The sequence below is a fragment of the Erwinia aphidicola genome, assembly GCF_014773485.1.
GTDB classification, from domain to species: Bacteria; Pseudomonadota; Gammaproteobacteria; order Enterobacterales; family Enterobacteriaceae; genus Erwinia; species Erwinia aphidicola.
The window spans coordinates 66,222-88,300 of sequence record NZ_JACXBP010000011.1 but is presented as its reverse complement, the minus strand read 5'-3'; the positions used below and the strand labels follow the sequence as shown (position 1 = coordinate 88,300).

The window sequence follows — 22,079 nt, the reverse complement described above, 5'->3', positions numbered from 1 at the left end:
GGCGCAGGCGCTGCCTTAACAGGCATTCGCTCAAATGACGGTGTTTTGGCTGACGTTTTGCCGCTCACAGCTTAAGATGATGACAACTCAGACAATAAAAACCAGGAGCACCCATGGCACCGCGTCTTATCCTCTCTTCCCTGCTACTGCTGGCGCTTAGCGGCTGTAGTACTCCGGCACGTCAGGCCGCCACACCGCCCGCCGCCGCCTGCGCGTTGGGTGACGTCATGACGCAGACCACACTTTACTTTGGCCTCAACCGCCCGCATGGTGCCGCAATCTCACAGGCAGAATGGCAGGGTTTTGTTGACGGCGAAGTGACGCCACGCTTCAAAGACGGGCTGACGGTATTTACGGCGCAAGGGCAGTGGCTGGGCAATGATGGCAAGGTGGCGCGCGAAAACAGCAGAGCGCTGATGCTGATCCACAGCCCGGATAAGGCCAGTGAGCAGAATATTGAAGCGCTGCGGGCGATCTACAAGCAGCGCTTCGCGCAGGAGTCGGTAATGCGGGTGGATGCTCCGACCTGCGTGGCATTTTAAATCCCCTTCACTCTTCACGCTGCGGGCGCGTTGGCTGCGCCCGGATAGCGTTTACAGAACCAGACCGGCGAAGGCTGCCGACAGCAGGCTGACCAGGGTCGAGCCGTAGATCAGCTTCAGACCGAAGCGCGACACCACGTTGCCCTGATGCTCGTTCAGCCCTTTGATTGCCCCGGCGACGATGCCGATAGAGGCAAAGTTGGCGAAGGAGACGAGGAATACCGACAGGATCCCCAGCCCGCGCGGAGACAGCTCAGCCGCAATCTTCTTCAGCTCAATCATCGCCACGAATTCGTTGGTCACCAGCTTGGTGGCCATAATGCTGGCGGCCGGCAGCGCATCCGCAGCCGGGATGCCAATCAGCCACGCGAACGGCCAGAAGACATAGCCGAGGATCTGCTGGAAGCTGATGCCGAACAGCGTGGAGAACAGTGCATTCACCGCCGCAATCAGCGCAATAAAGCCGATCAGCATCGCCAGAATAATCATCGCCACTTTGAAACCGGCAAGAATATATTCGCCGAGCATCTCGAAGAAGCTCTGATCTTCGTGCAGCTTCTCCAGGCGGATTTCCGGCTCGTCGCCAATCGGCGTCGGGTTGATAATCGACAGAATAATGAAGGTGCTGAACATGTTGAGGATCAGCGCTGCCACCACATAGCGCGGTTCAATCATCGACATATACGCGCCAACAATCGACAGCGAAACGGTGGACATTGCCGCCGCCGCCATAGAGTAAAGGCGGCGCTGGGAAATCTCTGCCAGGATACCTTTGTAAGCGATAAAGTTTTCCGACTGGCCAAGGATTAGCGTGCTGACCGCGTTGAACGACTCCAGCTTGCCCATGCCATTGATTTTAGACAGTGCAGTGCCGACCACTTTAATCAGCACCGGCAGGATTTTCACATGCTGCAAAATACCGATCAGCGCAGAGATAAAAACAATCGGGCAAAGCACGCCGAGGAAGATAAACGCCATGCCCTGCGCTGCCATGCCGCCGAAAACAAAATCGGTGCCCTGAGCCGCGTACTTCAGCAGCACTTCGAAGAAGCCGGAAAAGGCGGTGACGATGCTCAACCCGGCGGAGGCGTGCAGGAAGAACCAGGCCAGTAGCGCTTCAATGACCACCAGCTGTAGCAGCACGCGCGGGCGGATTTTGCGACGATCGTTGCTGAACAGCAGCGCCAGGCAGCCAATGACCACCAGCGCTAAAATAAAATGGAAAACAGAGGTCATACAAAAGTCCGGTATGCGGGAGAAGAAAAGAGACGTATTTAGCCACATTTACGGCGTTTTTACATCCTGCCGCCGACTATCTTGCTGTTTTAGTGCTTAAATAGCGGCGTTTTGCATAACCCGCGCGGTCATTTCCAGCGCGTTAGGCATTCCCCCGCGAAATCCGTATAATGCGCGGTCAATAATGTTTAGCTAGCCGGAGAGATACTATGCGTCCATCAGGCCGTAGCGCACAGCAGGTGCGCCCCGTCACCCTGACCCGTCATTACACCAAACATGCAGAAGGCTCTGTGCTGGTTGAATTCGGTGATACCAAAGTGCTGTGTACTGCCACCATTGATGAAGGCGTGCCGCGCTTTCTGAAAGGTCAGGGCCAGGGTTGGGTCACCGCCGAATACGGCATGCTGCCACGCGCGACCCACAGCCGTAACGCGCGTGAAGCGGCTAAAGGTAAGCAGGGCGGACGCACGCTGGAGATCCAGCGTCTGATCGCCCGCTCGCTGCGTGCAGCAATTGACCTGAAAGCGCTGGGTGAATTTACCATTACCCTCGACTGCGATGTGCTGCAGGCAGATGGCGGTACCCGTACCGCATCCATCACCGGCGCCTGTGTGGCGCTGGCCGATGCCCTGAATCATCTGGTCGCCATCGGTAAGCTGAAAGCCAACCCGATGAAAGGCATGGTCGCGGCGATTTCCGTCGGTATCGTTAATGGCGAAGCGCTGTGCGACCTCGAGTACGTGGAAGACTCCGCGGCGGAAACCGATATGAACGTGGTGATGACCGAAGATGGCCGCATGATTGAGGTGCAGGGCACCGCAGAAGGCGAACCGTTCAGCCACGACGAGCTGCTCAAGCTGCTGGCGCTGGCGCGAGGCGGTATTGATATCCTGGTCGCGGCGCAGAAAGCGGCGTTATCCAACTAAATTTTTCAGGCGACTTCGCAGTCGCCTTTTTCTTGCCTGAAAATTGAGGAACACGACATGAAAGCCTGGCAGCGCCAATTTATCGAATTCGCCATCAACAAGCAGGTGCTGAAGTTTGGTGAGTTCACGCTGAAATCAGGGCGCAAAAGCCCTTATTTCTTTAACGCAGGCCTGTTCAATACCGGGCGCGATCTTGCTCTGCTGGGCCGTTTCTACGCTCAGGCGCTGGTCGATTCCGGTATTGATTTCGACCTGGTGTTTGGCCCGGCCTACAAAGGTATTCCGATTGCTACCACCACCGTGGTGGCGCTGGCCGATCACCACGACCGCGATGTCCCTTACTGCTTTAACCGTAAGGAAGCCAAAGATCACGGCGAAGGCGGCACGCTGGTGGGCAGCCCGCTGCAGGGAAAAATTATGCTGGTGGATGACGTGATCACCGCGGGGACGGCCATCCGTGAGTCGATGGAGATCATCGCGGCAAACAATGCCACGCTGGCAGGCGTGCTGATTTCGTTAGACCGCCAGGAACGCGGGCGCGGGGCGATTTCTGCGATTCAGGAAGTGGAGCGCGATTACGGCTGCAAGGTGATTTCAATTATCACGCTGAAAGAGCTGATTGCCTATCTGGAAGAGAAGCCGGAACTGGCCGACCACCTGGTGGCGGTGCGCGAGTACCGCAGCGAGTTTGGTATTTAAGCGTTTCTGTAGGGGCCGATCTTCTTTTTCGATCGGCCCTTATGATCAACCCACAATGTCACACCAGCTGAGCGGCCAGCAGCGGCCAGCGCACGTCGAAGTCAACGGTCGGACGATAACGGAACTCTGAACGCACAAAGCGCGACAGCAGCCCTTCGCAGAACGCCAGCAGCTGGCTGGCCAGCAGTGCCTCATCGGTGGCAAAACCTTCACCCTCACGAATTTTCTTTTCGCGCATCACCAGGCGCAGCTGCACCTCAATGCGTTCGAACAGCTGATTAATCCGCCCCTGCAAACGATCCTGTTCGAACATCAGCGCATGACCGGTCAGAATGCGCGTTAAACCTGGATTACGCTCACCAAAGCCCAGAATTAACTGGGTAATCAGACGCAGACGCGGCAGCGTCTCTTTCTCGTCCTTCAGTATCAGATTGATGCGCGTAATCAGGCTGTCTTCAATAAATTCGATCAGGCTGTCAAACATCTTGGTTTTGCTGGGAAAATGCCGGTAAAGAGCCGCTTCTGATACCCCAACATTCGCCGCCAGCTTGGCGGTCGTGATGCGCTGGCTGCCATCGCTGGATTCCAGCATCTGCGCCAGTGCCTGCAGGATTTCTTCGCGACGATTCCTTTTCGCACTCTTTTTTTCTGCCATGCCTTAAAAGACCCCTGAGAACATCACCATAAACGGGCAAATGCCCACGCAACGTCCGTGAGCAAAGGCTCACGGAAGAAAAAAATCAGCTTATCGTTCGTTACGGAGCGGTGGAGAGTTACTGGCGGCCGGAGTGACCGAAACCACCTTCGCCACGTACGCTGGCGTCGAAGTCGTTCACCAGATTGAATTCAGCCTGTACCACCGGCACGAACACCATCTGAGCGATACGTTCGCCAGGCTCGATAGTAAAGGAGTCCTGCCCGCGGTTCCAGACGGAAACCATCAGCTGCCCCTGATAATCAGAGTCAATCAGGCCAACCAGATTGCCCAGAACCACGCCGTGTTTATGGCCAAGGCCAGAGCGCGGCAAGATCACCGCGGCCAGTTCAGGATCGGCGATATGAATAGCCAGGCCGGTGGGTACCAGCGTGGTGGCACCCGGATTCAGTACGAATGCTTCATCCAGGCAGGCGCGCAGATCCAGCCCGGCGGAACCGGAGGTGGCATAGGTAGGTAACGGGAAATCGCTGCCTACGCGCGCATCCAGGATTTTAACGTCGATTTTTTTCATCATAACGGCTGACAATCTCGTCTAGTAACTGTTGGCCAAGGAGTGACTTATCGCTGAGCGGTAAGACTTTTTCTCCCTCCTGCCAAAAAAGGTGAAGAGCATTGGTATCGCTTTTGAAACCCTGCCCGGCTTTGGCAACATCGTTAGCGCAGATCATGTCCAGATTCTTGCGCACGCGTTTTTGTTGCGCGTATTCTTCCACATTCTGGGTTTCAGCGGCAAATCCTACGACAAAGGGACGGTGTTCCTGCATCGCCGCCACGCCGGCGACAATATCAGGGTTTTTCACCATTTTCAGGGTAATTTCTTCACCCTGTTTTTTGATTTTTTCCTCAGCAATGGCCACCGCGCGGTAGTCGCCCACGGCCGCACAGCCGATAAAGATCTGCTGGCTTGCTGCCTGGTCCATCACTGCCTGCTGCATCTCCAGTGCGCTGACCACATCCACCCGCGTGACGCCCGCCGGGGTCGGCAGCTCTACCGGCCCGGCAACCAGCGTAACGCGGGCGCCGCGTTTTGCGGCCGCAGCGGCGATGGCAAAGCCCATTTTCCCCGAGCTGTGATTACTGATAAAGCGCACCGGGTCGAGCGCTTCCCGCGTCGGGCCGGCGGTGATCATAAGGTTGAGATGTTGCAGATCGTTAACGGGGGCGGCCCAGCTCACCGCATAGTTAACAATCGCCAGCGGGTCGAGCATGCGCCCCGGCCCGATATCACCACAGGCCTGGCTGCCGCTGTCCGGCCCCCAGATCATCACCCCACGCTGGGCCAACACCTGCAAATTGTGCTGGGTAGGCAGGGCGCGGTACATCTGCTGATTCATCGCCGGGACCACGGCCAGCGGTGCCGCAGAGGCCAGGCAAATGGTGGTCACCAGGTCGTTAGCCATCCCTGCCGCCACGCGGGCAATCAGGTCAGCGGTGGCAGGTGCCAGAATCACCAACTCGGCCCACTTGCCGAGTTCGATATGGCCCATTGCCGCTTCTGCTGCCGGGTCGAGCAAATCATCAGAGACCGGATAACCGGAAACGGCCTGAAGGCTGAGCGGGGTAATAAACGCTTTTGCCGCGTCGGTCATGACCACGCGCACTTCCGCGCCTCGGTCGCGCAGGCGGCGCACCAGCTCGGGGGCTTTATACGCGGCAATACCCCCGCTGACGCCCAGAACAATACGTTTCCCGGTTAATTCCATCATTTGCTGTCGCCTTCTGTTAAGCCTGCTGGCGCTATTCGCGCCACAAGAGAAACATTTTACCACACTCCGTCTGGCTGACTATTTCGCACCTCGCCACCTTTGCGAGCCGTCTCGTAAAGTCAGCACATCGCCATAGAAAACTACTGTATATAATGCCATGCTTTCTGCACTTCAGGAAGAGGGAGCAAACGATGAGCAAAACCAACGGGTGGCAGGAGCCGGGGATGCCTCCGCGTGAAAAGCTGGATAAATTTGGGGTGGCCACGCTTAGTGATAGCGAACTATTAGCGATTTTTCTGCGCATCGGTACCAGAGAGATGTCTGTGATGGCGCTGGCACAGCGGCTGCTGGTCGAGTTCGGTTCTCTCTATCAGCTGATGAATGCGCCCGCGAAAAAATTGCAGGCCATCCATGGCATCGGATTAGCGAAATATTCCCAGCTCAAGGCGATAGCGGAGCTGGCAAAGCGCTGCCATGCCTGCCGGGAATCGGTGGAAAACCGTGTGGTTGATAGTTCTACCGAGGTGCTGGATTTCTTACGCAGTTCGCTTGGGGATAAAGAAAGGGAGATTTTTCAGGTGATCTTTCTGGATAATCAGCACCGGGTGATCTACACCAGCGAAATGTTCAGCGGCACCCTGAACAGCGTGGAGGTTCACCCGCGGGAAATTGTGCGTGAAGCGTTGAAACGCAATGCAGGTGCAGTGATTCTGGCACATAATCACCCGTCCGGCGTGGCTGAGCCCAGCCGGGCCGACCGCAATATTACGCAGCAAATAGTGAGTGCCTGCACTCTTATGCACATTCGGGTGCTCGACCACTTTGTGCTCGGCCGGGAGGAGTACGTCTCATTTGCCGAACGCGGATGGCTGTGAGCGCCAGCCTGTAATTTAGCCTTTTTTTGCTTTACCTGAGGTTTTACAGCAGCTAAAGCGAACAAATCCCGTGCAGATAAGACAATTGTACGCGATCCAGAGGGATCTTTATCTGTACGGGGCTTGAGCACTCGCGCCACAGGGCGTATACTACGCCACCTTTGAGAATCTCGGGTTTGGCGTTTTGGGCCTGCTCAGCGGGTTCACATAGAACTCGCCTGGATGGGCTATAAGCCTGACGAGGCGGCTAAAACCTTATTTTTAAAGCTCGAGCTGATTTGATTTTTGGAGAATAGACATGTCACGAGTCTGCCAAGTAACTGGCAAGCGTCCGGTGACGGGTAACAACCGTTCCCACGCAATGAACGCGACGAAACGCCGTTTCCTGCCGAACCTGCACTCTCACCGTTTTTGGGTTGAGAGCGAAAAGCGCTTCGTTACACTGCGCGTAACTGCCAAAGGCATGCGCGTAATTGATAAAAAGGGTATTGAGACGGTTCTGGCCGATCTGCGTACCCGTGGTGAGAAGTACTAAGGTAAAGGAACTGAATCATGGCTAAAGGTATTCGCGAGAAGATCAAGCTGGTTTCTTCTGCTGGGACAGGTCACTTCTATACCACCACGAAGAACAAGCGTACTAAGCCGGAAAAACTGGAACTGAAGAAATTCGATCCGGTTGTCCGCCAGCACGTGATCTATAAAGAAGCTAAGATTAAGTAATTAATCTCAGTGGATAAAAACCCGGCTTCGGCCGGGTTTTTTTGTTTCTGCGGGTCTGTAATACTATGCGGCATCGCAGGTGACCAAACAGCAACGGAGGCGAGAATATGCCAGAGTTACCCGAGGTAGAAACCAGCCGACGCGGGATCGAACCGTACCTGGTTGGCGCCACTATTCTGCATGCGGTGGTGCGAAATTCACGCCTGCGCTGGCCGGTGTCACAGGAGATCCACGCGCTAAGCGACCAGCCGGTCCTCAGCGTTCAGCGCCGGGCTAAATATCTGCTGCTGGAGCTGCCGACGGGCTGGATCATCATCCACCTCGGTATGTCGGGCAGCCTGCGCGTGCTGCCGGAGGAGCTACCTGCGGCGAAGCATGACCACGTCGACCTGGTGATGAGCAATGGCAAAGTGCTGCGTTATACCGACCCGCGCCGCTTTGGCGCCTGGCTGTGGAGCCCGGATCTGACGGCCAGCTCGGTACTCTCCCACCTCGGGCCAGAACCGTTGAGCGATGACTTTTCCGCGCAGTATCTGTTTGAAAAATCACGCGGCAAACGCACGGCGGTAAAACCGTGGCTGATGGACAACAAGATAGTGGTGGGGGTGGGCAACATCTACGCCAGCGAATCGCTGTTTGTCGCTGGGATCCTGCCCGATCGTCCGGCAATGGAACTGAGCGAAGCCGATACCGCGCTGCTGGTCCGCACCATCAAGGCGGTGCTGCTGCGTTCGATTGAGCAGGGCGGCACCACGCTGCGCGACTTTTTACAAAGCGACGGCAAGCCGGGCTATTTTGCTCAGGAGCTGCAGGTTTATGGTCGGGCAGGGGAGCCGTGCAGAGCGTGCGGTACGCCGATTGAAATCAGCAAGCACGGGCAGCGCAGCACCTTCTTCTGCCGCCGCTGCCAGAAGTAATCTCAGAGTTTGGTTTTCAGCGCCTGATATACCGGCGCTGGCAGGAACGCCTGCACTTCACCACCGTGGCGCGCCACCTCTTTCATCAGGGACGATGAGATAAACGAGTACTGTTCGGAAGGCATCAGGAAAACGCTTTCCAGCGTCGGCAGCAGGTGGCGGTTCATATGCGCCAGCTGCAGCTCGTATTCGAAGTCGGAGACGGCGCGCAGGCCGCGCACCAGGACATTCGCCTGCTGCGCTTTAGCAAAGTTCGCCATCAGGTCGCTAAACCCCACCACTGCCACATTTGGCAGATGCGCGACCACCTCGGTCGCCAGCGCCACGCGCTCCTCAAGGGAAAACAGCGGTTTTTTGCTCGGACTGGCGGCAACGGCCAGCACGATGCTGTCAAACATCAGGGCCGCGCGGGACACGATATCAAGGTGGCCGTTAGTCATCGGATCAAAGGTGCCGGGGTAGATGGCTTTGGTGCTCATAGTCTGCCCTTCCTGGATGCGTGATTCAGAGCCCAGAGGGCCGCGTATTTGTTAAAAGTATACTGTGCGTTGACCACCGCCAACAGCCATCCCTGCTTACCATCAAGAAAACCTGCGCGCAGCACCAGCGTTTTGAAAAATGCCCCGAAGGTATGGCCGAAAATGGCGGCAATCCCACAGCGCTTACCCTGCTGGTGACGCTGTTTAGCCCAGGCTTCCGCGTAGGCAAACTGCTTCCACTGGAAGGCAGAAAAATCCCGGCAGGTCAGATGCAGCAGGTCGCCCTTGAGCGGCGTGGCGCGCTTGCCGGATGTTTCCAGCGACTCATGCACCTGGTTGTCGTTGTAACGGTAGTGGCGTGGATAGAGGCGGGTGACGCGGTCGGGATACCAGCCGCTGTGGCGCATAAAGCGCCCGAGAAACAGGTTGCGCCGGGCGATGCTGTAGACGCTGTCTGAAGCGGGCTGCTGCAGCACTTGTTCAATGGCGTGCTGCAGTTCAGGCGTGACGCGCTCATCGCTGTCGAGGGTTAAAATCATCGGATGGCTGGCGTAGCTCTGTGCCAGCTGGCGCTGTTTGCCGTAGCCGTGCCACTCGCTGGAGTGATAAACCCGCGCGCCGTGCCGTTCGGCAATGGCCGCGGTGGCGTCGCTGCTGCCGGAGTCGAGTACGATAATTTCATCCGCCCAGCTAACGGACTCAAGACATTCAGGCAGCAGCTCGGCCGCGTTTTTGGCTATCATCACTACCGACAGTTTCTGACGTACGCTCATTTAATGATTCCGCTGTGGCAGATGAGGTTCCAGTAAATGTAGCAGGCGCTGCAGAGCACCCTGGTTCTGATGCAGCACATCAACGGCATGACGGCCGTAGTAGAGGCGGTAGTCCTCATCGGTCAGCAGATTGCCGATCTCTTTATCCAGCGACTCCGCATCCGTAACGGTAATCAGACCATCTGCCTGCTGCAGGCGGGCGCAGATATCTTTAAAATTAAAGGTATGTGGCCCCATCAGTACCGGAATTGCGTGGGCGGCAGGCTCCAGTGGATTGTGGCCACCGCGCTCGACCAGGCTGCCGCCAACAAAGGCGAGATCGGCGATACCGTACAGCAGCATCAGCTCGCCCATGGTATCGCCAATCACCACCTCAGTGCTGCCGGACGGGATCTCACCGCTGCTGCGCAGGATATAGCTGAAGCCATTTTTTTGCGTCAGCGCGCGCGCCGTCTCGAAACGTTCCGGGTGGCGCGGCACCAGGATCAGCAGCAGATTAGGGAATCGCGCCAGTAATTTGCGGTGCGCGTCCAGAATAATACTCTCTTCCCCTTCATGGGTACTGGTGGCAATCCACACCGGGCGGCGTGGCGCCCACTGGCGGCGCAGCGTGATCGCGCGGGCAGCCAGCTCTGGCGTCACGGAAATATCAAATTTCAGGCTGCCGGTGACCGCCAGATGAGAGCGCTTCAGACCAAGGCTGATAAAGCGCTCCCCGTCTTCGGCATTCTGCGCGGCGATAAGCGTAATACGTTGCAGCAATCGCTTCATAAATTTGCCGATTTTCTGGTAACCCCTGGCGGAGCGTTCTGACAGCCGCGCGTTGGCAATCACCAGCGGGATTTTGCGCTCGTGCAGCTGGGTGATCATGTTCGGCCAGAGCTCGGTTTCCATGATGATCACCAGGCGTGGGCGCACGGTATCGAAGAAGCGGTTCATCGCCCCGGGCAGGTCGTAAGGCAGATAGACGTGATGCACATCTTTGCCGAAGGCGGAGCTGGCTCGTTCAGACCCGGTGGGGGTCATGGTGGTGACCACGATAGGCAGATCGGGGTAGCGATGGCGCAGCGCCCGCACCAGCGGAATGGCGGCCAGCGTTTCGCCCACCGAAACTGAATGCAACAGAATACCGTCAGGCTTTACTTTGCCTGCGCAAAAGCCATAGCGTTCCGCCCAGCGTTTGCGATAGGCAGGAGCTTTCCGGCCGCGGAGCCAGAGACGAAGCCAGATTAACGGCTGAATGAGATACAGCAGAGCGGTATAAATGGTAATCATCACATTGCTTTTCAGGTGAACAGAGACTTACGCCCGGAGATAGCCAAAAAAAGAGAAATAATGCGGCATGTTAGCAGATAAGTTGGGCGGGCTCACACTACTTCATAAGGGTGAACCTGCGGCTGGAGCACTGAAATCATCCCCTCATCTGAGAAAATAGTCATCCCTGTAAATTTGAATGGGTTCAAACTGCAAAGGATTACCTGGATTTTTTTTGACTTTCCGTGTGCAATTCCCGTCTGAGAGATGTCAAATAGCCCAGGCAACACCCGTTGCCGCTGGCGGTAAGGAGGAAATATTCAATGGATGAGGAGTACTCAGGGGATGGTAACGCGCTAATCGCGCCTTAAATCGATTATGTATATCTGGCGCACCCGTGCGCTGCAGGTTAATGAGTAATGAAGAATATTTTAGTGATACGCCGGGACAATATCGGCGATTTGGTTTGTACAACACCGCTGATCGAAGGGATAAAAACGGCTTATCCTGAGGCTAACGTCTATCTGCTGATCAACACTGTTAGTCAGGACGTGGTGAAAAATAATCCGCATATTACCCGCACCTTTATTTACCGCAAGGCGAAGCACGCTGCGGGGAGATCCGCCAAGCTGGGGGTCTATTTTGAACGCCTGAAAATGTTTATGCAGCTGCGCCGCATTCATTTTGACGCCACCATTCTTGCGAATCCCGTTCCTTGTAAATACAGTCTGCGTCTGGCGAAAATGGCCGGTGCAAAGCATATTATTGGCGCCGATACCGGTGACAAAAGCATCACTGTGCCTTACCGCCGTGCGGATTTTCGCGGTGAGCATCAGGTTGAGCAGACCTTCAGTTATCTGTCAGCGATCACTGACCAACAGATTGCCATTCCGCCCGTGCGCATTTGGCTCACCGAGCAGGAGCGCGAGCATGCCCGGCAACGTATTGAACAGCTTCAGCCAAGGCAACCGATTGGGCTGGCTGTGCACATCAGCAGCCGCAGTCCGAAACGGCGTTGGCCGCTGGAGCGCTATGTCGCCATTATTCAGCAGTATCTGCAGGAAAACAGCGGAAGTGTACTGATCTTCTGGTCGCCGCAGGGCACGCTGGCGCCGGATGATGTTGGCGATCGGCACCGCGCCGAGCAGGTACTGGCGGCATGTCATAGCCCGCGTGTTTCACTCTATCCTACCGCTTCCGTGCGTGAGCTGGTTGCAGCGTACGAGCAGTGTGCGCAGGTGCTATGCAGTGATGGTGGGCAGATGCATCTGGCCGCAGCGATGCAGAAAAAGCAGGTGGTGTTTTTTGGTGATACTGACCAGAAATCATGGCGTCCGTGGTCGGGTGAGTCGCAAATACTGCAGACCTCATCAGGTGATTGTGTCGATGTGAGTGTTGATGAGGTCTGGCAGAAATTGGCACGAATTAATCCTTAAGCGAAAGATACTGCTGACAGATGGGCTGCAGATCGTAGCTCATCAGCCGTTGGCGATTGATAACTGGGGGGTTCTGCCAGATATCAGCCATCACTTGCGCCAGTGATTCACTGCTCAACTCTGAAAGCGCATTGCTCATGCCCGCACGTTCCAGAATTTCTGCAGGTCCCCCGGGGCAGCGTGTACTGGCAACGGGGGTACCACATAGCAATGCTTCGACCAGCACATTGCCAAAGCCTTCGCTATCTGAACTGAGTACCAGCATCCCGGCATGTTTGATCAAGGGATAGGGATTAGCCTGGAAACCCGCAAAAATGACGCGATCGTTGATGCCCAGTTTTTCAGCCAGCTCTTTAACTGATGCTATCCGCGCTTCGTCGCCTGTCCCTGCCAGCACAAGTTTGGCCTCAATCCCTGTCCCGGCATAAGCCTTTAACAGACGATCGTGGCGTTTTGTCGGGTGAAAACGACCTACATGGACGATATAGGGCTCTTTTGTCAGAGAAAAGGGCTGTTCTGCCTGAGCAAGCAGATGGGCGATATCAAACGGGTTATTGATCACCGCCAGCCGGCGCGGCGTTATCGAGAGCCTGGTTTGCAAATCATCCGCCACGGCCTGTGAGACGGCAACAATATTCTTTCCCTGATAAATTCGGGCTATTTTTCGCAGCTTGATCCAGCGATCGATACCTTTACGGTGCCCGAGATACGAAGTGGAGAGTATGCCGTGAATGCAGTACCACATTTTTTCCGGCGACAGATTTTTACAACGAGCAACGATGCGATCGGTTTTGTGCAGGTGCGAGAAGACCAGGTCGAAACTTCCTGCCTGCATTTCACTGGCGGCAATTGCACGGTCCAGACCGGCTGCCCGACGTTTCAGTTCAGTCAGTTTACGCCACGGTACCTTGCTATCACTCTCCACAACCTGATAATCAATCCCCTCAGGAAGAGCGTACTTGCAGACATTACGCAGGGAAAACAGAGTAACCTGATGTCCCATCTTCTGCATGCCTTCGCAGAGCGTCAGCACCACTTTTTCAGCCCCGCCACCCGGCAGTCCATCGATAATCATCAAGATACGCATGGTTTAATCCAGAATGTGTTGATAAAGAGCAACCAGCTGCTGCGACAGGCGCTGAGGGGATGAACCCATCACGCGCGCTCGGGCATGATTTGCCATCTCGCTGCCAACGGCGTGGTCGGGGAGTGACATCACTGCATCACGCAGCGCGGAAATGTCCAGCGCATCGCAGACATAGCCATTTTTCCCTTGCTCAATAAACTCGCTGCCACCACAGGTGGTCGAGGTGATCACGGGTAATCCACAGGCCATGGCTTCCAGAATGACATTGGGGAAGGGGTCATAGAGCGTTGGCAGTAATAAACCGTCAGCGGCCTGATACCATGGGCGCGTATCCTGTTGCATACCCGCAAAGATAATCCGTTCGCTGCAGCCCAGTTCGCTGGCCAGTGACTGATACTGTTTTTCCGCCTTATCTTTGCCAACCACCACCAGATAGCGGTTGGTGCCAGCGACCGCTCTGATGGCGGCGGCCAGCCCCTTACGTTCAAAGCCAGAACCGACATAGATCAGAATGGTGGCATTAAGAGGAAGACCCAGTTTGGCACGCAGCTTACTGCGTTCCACTTCGCTGACTGGAACAAACTGGGTAGTGCTGATGGCATTGTAGATAACATGGATCTTGTCGCCAGCAACGCCAAAACGCTCAATGATTTCGTCTTTCACCATTTGCGCGTTGCAAATAACGGCCTTAAGCTCCTTTGCCTGATACATCTCGCGTTCGGCATGCATCACGTAGCGGTGATAACGATTACTCATCAGCAGCTTCTGACGCCATGCAGGAAGGATAAGCGAACGTTGTTCCAGCCAGCGCTGATGAACACCATCTCCGGCACGATAAATATCACAACCGGCAATGCGCTCGTGGCTCTGCACGATATCGAATTTCTCACGCTGCCAGATTTTTCTGGCAGCATCGGCAAAGCCACGCTCGCGACTGATGCGGCCCCATTTAAACGGATCGCAAATATGCAGATGCCAGTTAGCCTGGCGTTCGCCCTGCCACTGACGGGTGATGACATTGAGATCCATCGCCTGATTATCCAGCGCCTCAAGTGCGCGAGAGATAAAGCGCTCCGCTCCGCCATCCGGGCGGTATTTCTGGCGAACAATGGCCAGCCGAATCGGTTTCATGCCAGTAATTTCCTCGCTGCACTGAGCACAGTTTCCACTGGAATGGCATCCAGGAAACGTTCTGCGGTTTTGGTATCGACAGCATCTGGATCGGGTAGGGGAGCAAAGTCGCCAGCCCAGATTACCTCACCGTTTACCTGCCATGGCCGCCAGAAGACTAACTTTGACGGGCCAAAAAGCGCGATACAGGGGGTTTGCAATGCGGCGGCCATGTGCATGGGTACGGAATCCACACCAATAAATAGCCCGGCCTCATCTATCAGCGCCGCCAGTTGGTTTAGCGTCAGCTGACCGGCCAGGGAGATAACATTCTGCCGTGATGAGAGTAGGCCCTCAATCTGACTGACCATCGCCAGCTCTTTTTTATCGGGTCCGGAAGTCAGCACAATAGTATGGCCATCATTCTGCAATGACTGGATAACGGCGGCCATTTTCTCCTCGCTCCAGCATTTGAAAAACCAGCGCGAAGTAGGCTGTACCACGATATATTTCGTTGCGCCATTGATCTGCTCGCGCACTTTAAGGCGATCGCTTTCGGCGTAATACATACCAACGGTAGTGTCGGTGGAGGGCAATTTTAACGGGGCAAGTAGCGACAGATTCTGTTCTACGGTATGCAGAGTATTATGTGTCTCTGTTGGGACTAAATGCGAATGACAGCGGCGCCATAGCGCGCCCTGACGTTTTGGAAAATCAAAACCAAGCCGCACCGGGGCACCGGTAAAGCGTGTAATCAATGCACTGCGCCACTGGTCAGCAAGATTCACCACCAGATCGTAACGCTGCTTTCTCAGCGTTTTCAACAGCTGCCACTCCTGGCTGACCTGAAAGCGAATGCCCTGTTTTTTCCACGTACGGTCTATTGCATAGACCTGATGAATATCAGGATGATGCGTAAGCATGGCGCGGGTTTCTTCATATAGCAGTACGTCCACAGTGGCATCGGGCCAGGCTGCTTTCAGCGAGCGGATAACCGGAGTGGTTAAAAGCATATCGCCATGGTGACGAAACTTGATCACCAGAATGCGGGCAACAGGGTGGGATGAAAGCGGCAGGTCCTGATTTGTCATACTCGATCACTGTTTAGTAAACCAGTTGCTGATTCTAAAGCAGTGGCTGGGACGTGGCTAGCATCATAGCCACCTGGCTGTCTGGGGGGAGAATAACTTTGCGCAATTGCCGCTGGCTACGTAACATAACGGGCAGATAAATCTCACTGCAGGAAGGAAAATGGCTAAGCCCGCGTTTATCATCACCATCGATACCGAAGGCGATAACCTTTGGCAAAACCATGACCGTATCACAACGGAAAACACCCTTTTTCTGCCTCGATTCCAGCAGCTTTGCGAGAAGTATTCCTTTAAACCCACATGGCTGACCAACTATGAAATGGCGGTTGATCCCGCCTATGTCGAATTCGCGCGCGATGTGATTGCCCGCAACAGTGGTGAAATCGGGATGCATCTGCATGCATGGAACAGCCCTCCGCTACACGACCTTACCGGAGATGACTGGCGGAACAAGCCCTATCTGATTGAGTATCCTGCAAAGGTTATCAGAGAAAAGGTTAGCTATATGACTCAGCTGCTTGAGGATACTTTGCAGGTCAAGATGCGCAGCCATCGTGCCGGCCGCTGGGCATTCAATGAGTATTATGCTCAGCTGCTGATTGAGCTTGGTTATCAGGTTGACTGCTCTGTTACCCCACGCGTGAACTGGGCATTTTCTCCGGGGGACCCAAAAGGTCAAGGTGGGACTAACTATCAGCATTTCCCCGACTGCGCCTATTTTATCGACGAACATGACATAGCAAAAGCGGGGCAGTCGCCCTTGCTGGAAGTGCCGATGAGCATCCGCTATAAGCATTCGTCCTTAATGAACGTCGTCAAGCAGGGTTACGATCGCCTGCGTGGCAAGCAGCGTAGCCCGTCGGTTCACTGGCTGCGCCCGATGGGGGGCAATGTTGCACAGATGATTGATGTCGCTGAGAAAACGCTGGCTGACGGCAGCGATTATGTTGAGTTTATGCTGCACTCCTCAGAGTTTATGCCGGGTGGTAGTCCGACGTTTAAGACGAACGAACATATTGAGACATTGTATGATGATCTTGAGGCGCTATTTGAATGGCTGCAATCAAGAACTGTCGGGCAGACCTTGTCAGAGTATTATCAAGAAAAACTGCGCTTGTAGGATGTAATATCCTGTAACTTTATATGCTGATGAACGGCTGTTTAACTGAACCTTAATTTGAGAAATTGTGATGAGTAAGCAATGGAAGAAAAAGGCGATTAGCCTATTTTTATCAGGCTATACGCGTTTTAACCGACGGCTTCAAGTAAATCAATCCATTGACAAAAGTCATGAATTTAAAAATATCGTCATTTATTCAACCACCGCCTTGGGCGATTTTCTCTTCAACTCCCCGGCAATTCGTGCAGTCAGAAAACGTTATCCTTCAGCACGAATAACGCTCGTTGCACATGAAAAGTTTCGTGAGTTTTTACAGGACGGTGAGGACTGGGATAGGGTAGTATGGTGGAATAATAAGTATTCTACCATGGGGGCGATGATTCGAGGATTGAAGAGCGAGAAGGATAAACCTGACCTGGCTCTTCTGCTGCATTCCCATGAACCCTATGATTATCTCAGCGCAATTTTGGCGGGGGCTCAGTATGTTATTCGCGATAACTACTATGATGATTTTGAACCACGTGATCGCTGGTTAACTGATTACACAATTGGATTTGTTGGTCATATCATACAGCGCAAACTTGCGCTGGTTGAGCCTCTGGGCTGCGAAATAAGCAACTTCCAGATGAAACTGCCAATGGCAATACCAAAGACTCGCTCCTCGGTTGTACTTACCGTTGGTTTTCAGATGGGCGCATCAAAACCCGAACGTTGTTGGCCACCAGAGAATTTTGCCAAAGTCGCTGAAGCCTTACTAAGCTCCTTTCCTGCTTTACATATTTCGCTAATTGGCGGGCCAGAAGAGAAGGGGCTGGTAAAATCGTTCTGGCAGCATATCGATCCTGCTTATCATTATCGGGTTACGGACCATGTCGGTAAAACGGGTCTTAAACAATTGACGGATATGATTAGTCGGTTCTCTGTGCTGCTTACAGGGGATACGGGTCCTCTGCATATTGCTATTGCGGCAAAAACAGCCACAGTAAGTCTGTTTGTTACTGCTAATCCTTATGCGACGGGTCCCTTGCAGGATAAGCATTTGCATGATGTTATTTATGTAGCTCGTCACAAGAGTAGCCAGATTTACTCATCCCCAATGTCACTGATTAAACCTGATATGGTTTTAAGTAAGATTATTCCTCGTTTGAGGACTATCTCTGGTTCAACGGAAAAGAGTAACTAATTAACGATAAAGATCAAGCCCCATAAGCTGGAGCTTGATCTTTAAATCAACTTTTCGATAGCTGACATTATGTCGTTAACTGCGATGCTCGATATTGGATGATCCTTATCTTTTGTGAAGAGCTGCACAGCATGAGTGTTTCCCGGGCCCCACACCGCGCTATTAATAAACTCTCCATGTACATCATTACCATACAAACACACCAAACGTTTTTTCCAAGCTGTTGCTATATGCACGATTGAGGTGTCCGGGCTAATGACTAAATCGGCACGTCGAATTATTTCAATTGCGCTACTTAGGGAGTTGAACGGGTTTGTATGTGTCTCAGGGATCGCCAGGCAGCTAATACGTGACATCATTCCAATAATAATTATTTCTGCCCCTGACCATTTTTCTTTTATTCTACTTACTAGTTCTTCCAGTTGAGAAATAGATAAATCGCGTCGCGTATCGGCTGCGAAAGGATTGATCACTATTTTCAGGGATCCAGGGAGGTTATCGAAAAATAAACCTACAGAATTTTTAATCTCATCAGGGCAGTGTAAGTCATAGTCAGTACTAAAGTCTTTAAACTGCATGGTATCTAATAATAAAGAGTATCGGGCAGTAATGTGCGTGTCGTAACCCAAGTAATCGAGTGATTTATTATAAATGTTATATTTTGATTTATTAAATCCAATGACGTTCTTTGAATTGATTGATTTAATAAAACGAAGTCTTGCCGGAGATATTTTATCTCCCATATCAACTACCAAATCATACTGGTGGCGGGCTAATTTCTTTGCCAGGGAAATACTATCATTTTGATCCCCGGGAGCGACGACAATTCGACGGATATAAGGATTGTGCTCAATGACACTGGCGTTATTTTTTCCAGCCAGTACATCAATCTTGAAGCCTGCCTTCCCAAACTCACGAAATAAAGAAGTTGAGACAACCATGTCGCCTATTTTATCATCATCTCGTAAAAAGAGTACTTGTTTTACAGAAGCCAGGTCAAAATGCCTTGGTTTTTTATGATCGTGTAAAATTCGTGCTATATCCATCCGTAAGGATTTGAAGAAATAATTTTTACGACGATTCCATTCACGTAATTTAGAAAATTTTTTCTTACTCATCTTTTCTACCAACTATCTGTAACAGAAAAAATATTAGGAATATTCTGCAGTTCTTTAAAAACTATTGCGGGTTCGATCGTGGAAATATTTTTATCTGCAGCCAGCAGTACATACTGATTCTTGCCATAACCGCCAATCAACCCCGGGTCCGTCGGGCCATAAAGGGTAATATTCGGCCGATCGAGGGCGGCGGTCAAGTGGCTAAGGCCGGTATCAACCGATACCACCGCACGCGCACCAGCCAGCGTGCGGGCAACCTGTTCCAGCGTCAGCTTAGGCAGGACCTCAACAAAGTCGAAGCCCTCGGCCAGCCTGAGTGCGCGCTGATGCTCATGCTCGGCACCCCAAGGCAATTTAATCTTTAGGCCTGAAGGCTGCATCAATCCGATCAGCTCACGCCAGTGGCTTTCCGGCCAGTGCTTATTATCGCGCGTGGTGGCGTGTAAAAACACCAGGTACTGGTTGGCATCAGCGGGCAGTTCAGCGGTGAAGTGCTGGGCAATGGCGTAGTCACCGGTAGTGGTGGGCAGGTCGTAACCAAGACTTTTGGCGAACAGTTCGCGGGTACGCTGCACCGCGTGCTGCTGCTTACTGATTTCGTAACGCTTATCGTACCACCAGCTGGCAAATGGCTCGCGTGCGCTATTTCTGTCTGCGCCGTGTTTAATACCTTTCGCCAGGCGCGTCACCAGCGCGGCGCTTTTAATCAGCCCCTGGGCGTCAATCACCGCGTCATATTCCCGCGACTGCAGTTCGCGTTTGAATGCGACCCGCTCTTCACGCACCTGGCTACCGAACCAGTGCTTACGCCAGCGGCGGATGGCAACAGGTAACACGCGGTCGACCGCCGGGTGCCAGGAAGGGATCTGGGCAAAGCCCTCTTCCACCACCCAGTCAAAGCGAATACCGGGAATGGCGTGCATGGCGTCAGTTAACGCCGGCAAAGAGTGAAGCACATCCCCCATGGAGGAGGTTTTAATTATCAGAACCCGCATTCAGACTCCAGGCCGGGGGCAAAGCGTTTCCAGCTCGGTCAGGACGCGTTCTGGAGTAATATCAATCAGGCTCTGGTGATAGCCTTCGGCGGCATCACCTTTACGCACTTTATGGTAGCCCGTAATCAGGCGGATCACGCGTGCTTTATTGGAAAGTGGTGGGGTGAAATCCGGGCTGCTTGGGCCATACAGCGCGATTAGCGGGCGGTCGAGCGCGGCGGCGATGTGCATCAGCCCCGAGTCATTGCTGATCACGGCATGGCAGGCAGCCAGCAGAATGACTGCCTGTTCCAGCTGGGTTTTCCCGGCCAGATTACAGCAGTGCTGGCGTGACTCTTCAGCCAGCGAGGCGAGGATCGCTTCGCCGGTCTCAGCGTCTTTCGCCGAACCAAACAGCACCACCTGGTAGCCCTGATCGATCAGGCGCTGCGCTAGCGTGGCGTAGTGGTAGTGTGGCCAGCGTTTAGCCGGACCGAACTCAGCGCCGGGGCAAAAACCAACGATCGGGCGCTGCGGGTTAAGGCTGAATGCGGCAACGGTCGCCTGCTTCTCATCTTCCCCTACCGCCAGCTTAGGCCACAGCAGCGGCTGCGGTAGATCTTGCGCGCGCTGAATACGCGCCTTGTCATAGCCAAGCGCGACATAGCGCTGCACCATCAGCGGAAAAGCCGCTTTATCCAGCACGCGGACATCATTCAGCAGCCCGTAACGCATCTCGCCGCGCCAGCCGGTACGGCGGGGGATGGCGGCGAAGAAGGGCACCAGCGCAGATTTAAATGAGTTTGGCAGTACGTAAGCACGCTCATAGCCGGCGGCACGCAGCGACTTGCCCAGACGACGGCGCTCGCCAATTTCCAGCGCGCCGTGGCCGAGCGGCATGGACAGCGCCTCGTTCACTTCCGGCATGCGTGATAGCAGAGGACGGCACCACGCGGGTGCCATCACATCGATTACGGCGTCAGGATTTTCGGCCTTCAGGGTGCGATAGAGACTTTGCGACATCATCATATCGCCGACCCATGACGGGCCGATTACCAGAATTTTCATCGCCGGAAGGCCTCTTACGCGTTACGGTTCAGCCAGGCCATATACTCTGCCACGCCTTCGGCGACGGTTTTAAACGGCTTGTCATAGCCTGCCGCACGCAGTTTGGTCTGATCCGCCAGGGTAAACGCCTGGTAGCGGCCTTTCAGTTTTTCCGGGAATGGAATGTATTCGATTTCACCGTTCTGATGATATTTCAGGGCGGCATCGGCCACTTCCTGGAAAGATTCGGCGCGGCCGGTACCGCAGTTAAAGATGCCGGAGACCCCATTTTCCCAGAACCACAGGTTTACGGAGGCCACGTCTTCCACGTAGATGAAGTCGCGCTTAAAGCCGTCGCTGCCTTCAAACAGCTTCGGGTTCTCGCCGTTGTTCAGCTGGGTATTGAGGTGGAAGGCGACGCTCGCCATGCTGCCTTTATGGCCTTCACGCGGCCCGTACACGTTGAAGTAGCGGAATCCGCACACCTGAGACTGCGCCTCCGGCAGGATGTTACGCACGTAGTGGTCGAACAACATTTTCGAGTAGCCGTAGACGTTCAGCGGCTCTTCATACTGGCGCTCTTCGATAAAGTCAGCGTTGCGGCCGCCGTAAGTGGCGGCGGAAGAGGCGTACAGGAATGGAACCTGATGCTCCAGGCACCAGTGCAGCAGCTCTTTCGAGTACTGGTAATTGTTATCCATCATGTATTTGCCATCCCACTCGGTGGTGGAAGAGCAGGCGCCTTCATGGAAAATGGCTTCCACATCACCGAAGTCTTCATCGGCGAGCAGTGAAATCAGAAAATCTTCCTTATCCATGTAGTCGGCAATATTGAGATCCGTCAGGTTGGCGAATTTAGTGCCGTCTTTCAGATTGTCGACCACCAGAATGTCGGTGTGACCCTTATCATTCAGCGCTTTAATGATGTTGCTGCCAATAAATCCAGCGCCGCCGGTAACGATAATCATGAGCTTTAACCCTAATACAGTGGGGTGAAACAGGAGGTTTCACACGCTAATGGCTCTTATCATAACATCTCATTGCGCCCTCGACAGCCAGAGGAGTCCG

The 22,079-nt window shown here is 54.0% G+C and carries 24 protein-coding genes; 10 read left to right on the top strand and 14 right to left on the bottom strand.

Going from position 1 to position 22,079, the window contains the following annotated elements:
• Positions 1-113: 113 nt before the first annotated feature.
• Positions 114-542, top strand: a complete 429-nt coding sequence (locus ID864_RS21025; RefSeq protein WP_191150317.1) for a DUF3574 domain-containing protein — start codon at positions 114-116, stop codon at positions 540-542.
• Positions 543-593: 51 nt separating this feature from the next.
• Here ID864_RS21025 and ID864_RS21020 read toward each other — a convergent pair whose 3' ends face one another.
• Entirely contained in the window at positions 594-1,778 is a 1,185-nt protein-coding gene (locus tag ID864_RS21020; RefSeq protein WP_048914222.1) for a NupC/NupG family nucleoside CNT transporter, read from the bottom strand.
• A gap of 209 nt (positions 1,779-1,987) precedes the next feature.
• Here ID864_RS21020 and rph point away from each other — a divergent pair, with 209 nt between their 5' ends.
• Both rph and pyrE read left to right on the top strand, forming a co-directional pair.
• Entirely contained in the window at positions 1,988-2,704 is a 717-nt protein-coding gene (rph, locus tag ID864_RS21015) for a ribonuclease PH (protein WP_191150316.1), read from the top strand.
• A 57-nt stretch (positions 2,705-2,761) separates the two neighbouring features.
• Entirely contained in the window at positions 2,762-3,403 is a 642-nt protein-coding gene (pyrE, locus tag ID864_RS21010) for an orotate phosphoribosyltransferase (RefSeq protein ID WP_048914224.1), read from the top strand.
• 58 nt (positions 3,404-3,461) lie between these two features.
• On the opposite strand, the gene slmA is transcribed toward pyrE, so the two are convergent.
• The 3 genes from slmA to coaBC all read right to left on the bottom strand — a co-directional run bounded on the left by slmA (position 3,462) and on the right by coaBC (position 5,827).
• Entirely contained in the window at positions 3,462-4,058 is a 597-nt protein-coding gene (slmA, locus tag ID864_RS21005; protein WP_099755044.1) for a nucleoid occlusion factor SlmA, read from the bottom strand.
• A 118-nt stretch (positions 4,059-4,176) separates the two neighbouring features.
• The gene (gene dut, locus ID864_RS21000; RefSeq protein WP_048914226.1) at positions 4,177-4,635 is read right to left on the bottom strand and encodes a dUTP diphosphatase; all 459 of its coding nucleotides are present in this window, start codon (positions 4,633-4,635) and stop codon (positions 4,177-4,179) included.
• On the bottom strand, positions 4,613-5,827 hold the full coding sequence (coaBC, locus tag ID864_RS20995; RefSeq protein WP_048914227.1) for a bifunctional phosphopantothenoylcysteine decarboxylase/phosphopantothenate--cysteine ligase CoaBC: 1,215 nt from the start codon (positions 5,825-5,827) through the stop codon (positions 4,613-4,615). Before coaBC ends, dut begins: the two co-directional genes overlap by 23 nt.
• A 191-nt stretch (positions 5,828-6,018) precedes the next feature.
• On the opposite strand from coaBC, the gene radC reads away from it, so the two are divergent.
• The 4 genes from radC to mutM all read left to right on the top strand — a co-directional run bounded on the left by radC (position 6,019) and on the right by mutM (position 8,339).
• Positions 6,019-6,702, top strand: a complete 684-nt coding sequence (radC, locus tag ID864_RS20990; protein ID WP_048914228.1) for a RadC family protein — start codon at positions 6,019-6,021, stop codon at positions 6,700-6,702.
• A 298-nt stretch (positions 6,703-7,000) separates the two neighbouring features.
• Complete coding sequence (rpmB, locus tag ID864_RS20985; RefSeq protein WP_034888493.1) at positions 7,001-7,237, top strand: 50S ribosomal protein L28; 237 nt, start codon at positions 7,001-7,003, stop codon at positions 7,235-7,237.
• 17 nt (positions 7,238-7,254) lie between these two features.
• Positions 7,255-7,422: a 50S ribosomal protein L33 gene (gene rpmG, locus ID864_RS20980; protein ID WP_001051798.1), complete on the top strand. Its 168-nt coding sequence runs from the start codon at positions 7,255-7,257 to the stop codon at positions 7,420-7,422.
• A 107-nt stretch (positions 7,423-7,529) separates the two neighbouring features.
• Positions 7,530-8,339, top strand: coding sequence for a bifunctional DNA-formamidopyrimidine glycosylase/DNA-(apurinic or apyrimidinic site) lyase (gene mutM / locus ID864_RS20975; protein ID WP_191150315.1), 810 nt, complete (start codon positions 7,530-7,532; stop codon positions 8,337-8,339).
• Positions 8,340-8,341: 2 nt separating this feature from the next.
• Here mutM and coaD read toward each other — a convergent pair whose 3' ends face one another.
• From coaD to waaA, 3 genes are read right to left on the bottom strand one after another with little or no spacing between them, the layout of a single operon-like run.
• The gene (gene coaD / locus ID864_RS20970) at positions 8,342-8,818 is read right to left on the bottom strand and encodes a pantetheine-phosphate adenylyltransferase (RefSeq protein WP_048914230.1); all 477 of its coding nucleotides are present in this window, start codon (positions 8,816-8,818) and stop codon (positions 8,342-8,344) included.
• Positions 8,815-9,591: a glycosyltransferase family 2 protein gene (locus ID864_RS20965; protein WP_048914231.1), complete on the bottom strand. Its 777-nt coding sequence runs from the start codon at positions 9,589-9,591 to the stop codon at positions 8,815-8,817. Before ID864_RS20965 ends, coaD begins: the two co-directional genes overlap by 4 nt.
• On the bottom strand, positions 9,592-10,866 hold the full coding sequence (waaA, locus tag ID864_RS20960) for a lipid IV(A) 3-deoxy-D-manno-octulosonic acid transferase (protein ID WP_048914232.1): 1,275 nt from the start codon (positions 10,864-10,866) through the stop codon (positions 9,592-9,594).
• 398 nt (positions 10,867-11,264) lie between these two features.
• On the opposite strand from waaA, the gene ID864_RS20955 reads away from it, so the two are divergent.
• Positions 11,265-12,281, top strand: a complete 1,017-nt coding sequence (locus tag ID864_RS20955; protein ID WP_191150314.1) for a glycosyltransferase family 9 protein — start codon at positions 11,265-11,267, stop codon at positions 12,279-12,281.
• Here the strand turns inward: ID864_RS20955 and ID864_RS20950 are convergent.
• Genes ID864_RS20950 through rfaQ form a run of 3 tightly spaced genes read right to left on the bottom strand, consistent with a single transcriptional unit; the run spans position 12,271 to position 15,569 of the window.
• Entirely contained in the window at positions 12,271-13,368 is a 1,098-nt protein-coding gene (locus ID864_RS20950) for a glycosyltransferase (protein WP_191150313.1), read from the bottom strand. The genes ID864_RS20955 and ID864_RS20950 overlap by 11 nt on opposite strands.
• Positions 13,369-13,371: 3 nt before the next feature.
• A complete protein-coding gene (locus ID864_RS20945; protein WP_048914235.1) occupies positions 13,372-14,499 on the bottom strand; it encodes a glycosyltransferase family 4 protein in 1,128 nt (375 codons plus the stop codon).
• Entirely contained in the window at positions 14,496-15,569 is a 1,074-nt protein-coding gene (gene rfaQ, locus ID864_RS20940; RefSeq protein WP_048914236.1) for a putative lipopolysaccharide heptosyltransferase III, read from the bottom strand. Before rfaQ ends, ID864_RS20945 begins: the two co-directional genes overlap by 4 nt.
• A 160-nt stretch (positions 15,570-15,729) precedes the next feature.
• Here rfaQ and ID864_RS20935 point away from each other — a divergent pair, with 160 nt between their 5' ends.
• Positions 15,730-16,689 (top strand): polysaccharide deacetylase family protein, encoded by a 960-nt coding sequence (locus ID864_RS20935; RefSeq protein WP_191150312.1) that lies wholly within the window; start codon positions 15,730-15,732, stop codon positions 16,687-16,689.
• Positions 16,690-16,759: 70 nt separating this feature from the next.
• Positions 16,760-17,872 (top strand): glycosyltransferase family 9 protein, encoded by a 1,113-nt coding sequence (locus tag ID864_RS20930; protein WP_048914238.1) that lies wholly within the window; start codon positions 16,760-16,762, stop codon positions 17,870-17,872.
• A 41-nt stretch (positions 17,873-17,913) separates the two neighbouring features.
• On the opposite strand, the gene ID864_RS20925 is transcribed toward ID864_RS20930, so the two are convergent.
• The 4 genes from ID864_RS20925 to rfaD are packed head-to-tail and all read right to left on the bottom strand — an operon-like array spanning position 17,914 to position 21,979.
• Positions 17,914-18,990 carry a glycosyltransferase family 9 protein gene (locus tag ID864_RS20925; protein ID WP_062818046.1) on the bottom strand — a complete coding sequence of 359 codons (1,077 nt, stop codon included), beginning with the start codon at positions 18,988-18,990 and terminating at the stop codon, positions 17,914-17,916.
• Positions 18,991-18,995: 5 nt separating this feature from the next.
• The gene (gene rfaC / locus ID864_RS20920) at positions 18,996-19,985 is read right to left on the bottom strand and encodes a lipopolysaccharide heptosyltransferase RfaC (protein WP_048914241.1); all 990 of its coding nucleotides are present in this window, start codon (positions 19,983-19,985) and stop codon (positions 18,996-18,998) included.
• Positions 19,986-21,032, bottom strand: a complete 1,047-nt coding sequence (gene rfaF, locus ID864_RS20915) for an ADP-heptose--LPS heptosyltransferase RfaF (RefSeq protein ID WP_191150311.1) — start codon at positions 21,030-21,032, stop codon at positions 19,986-19,988.
• Positions 21,033-21,046: 14 nt separating this feature from the next.
• Positions 21,047-21,979 (bottom strand): ADP-glyceromanno-heptose 6-epimerase, encoded by a 933-nt coding sequence (gene rfaD, locus ID864_RS20910; RefSeq protein WP_048914243.1) that lies wholly within the window; start codon positions 21,977-21,979, stop codon positions 21,047-21,049.
• Positions 21,980-22,079 lie beyond the last annotated feature (100 nt).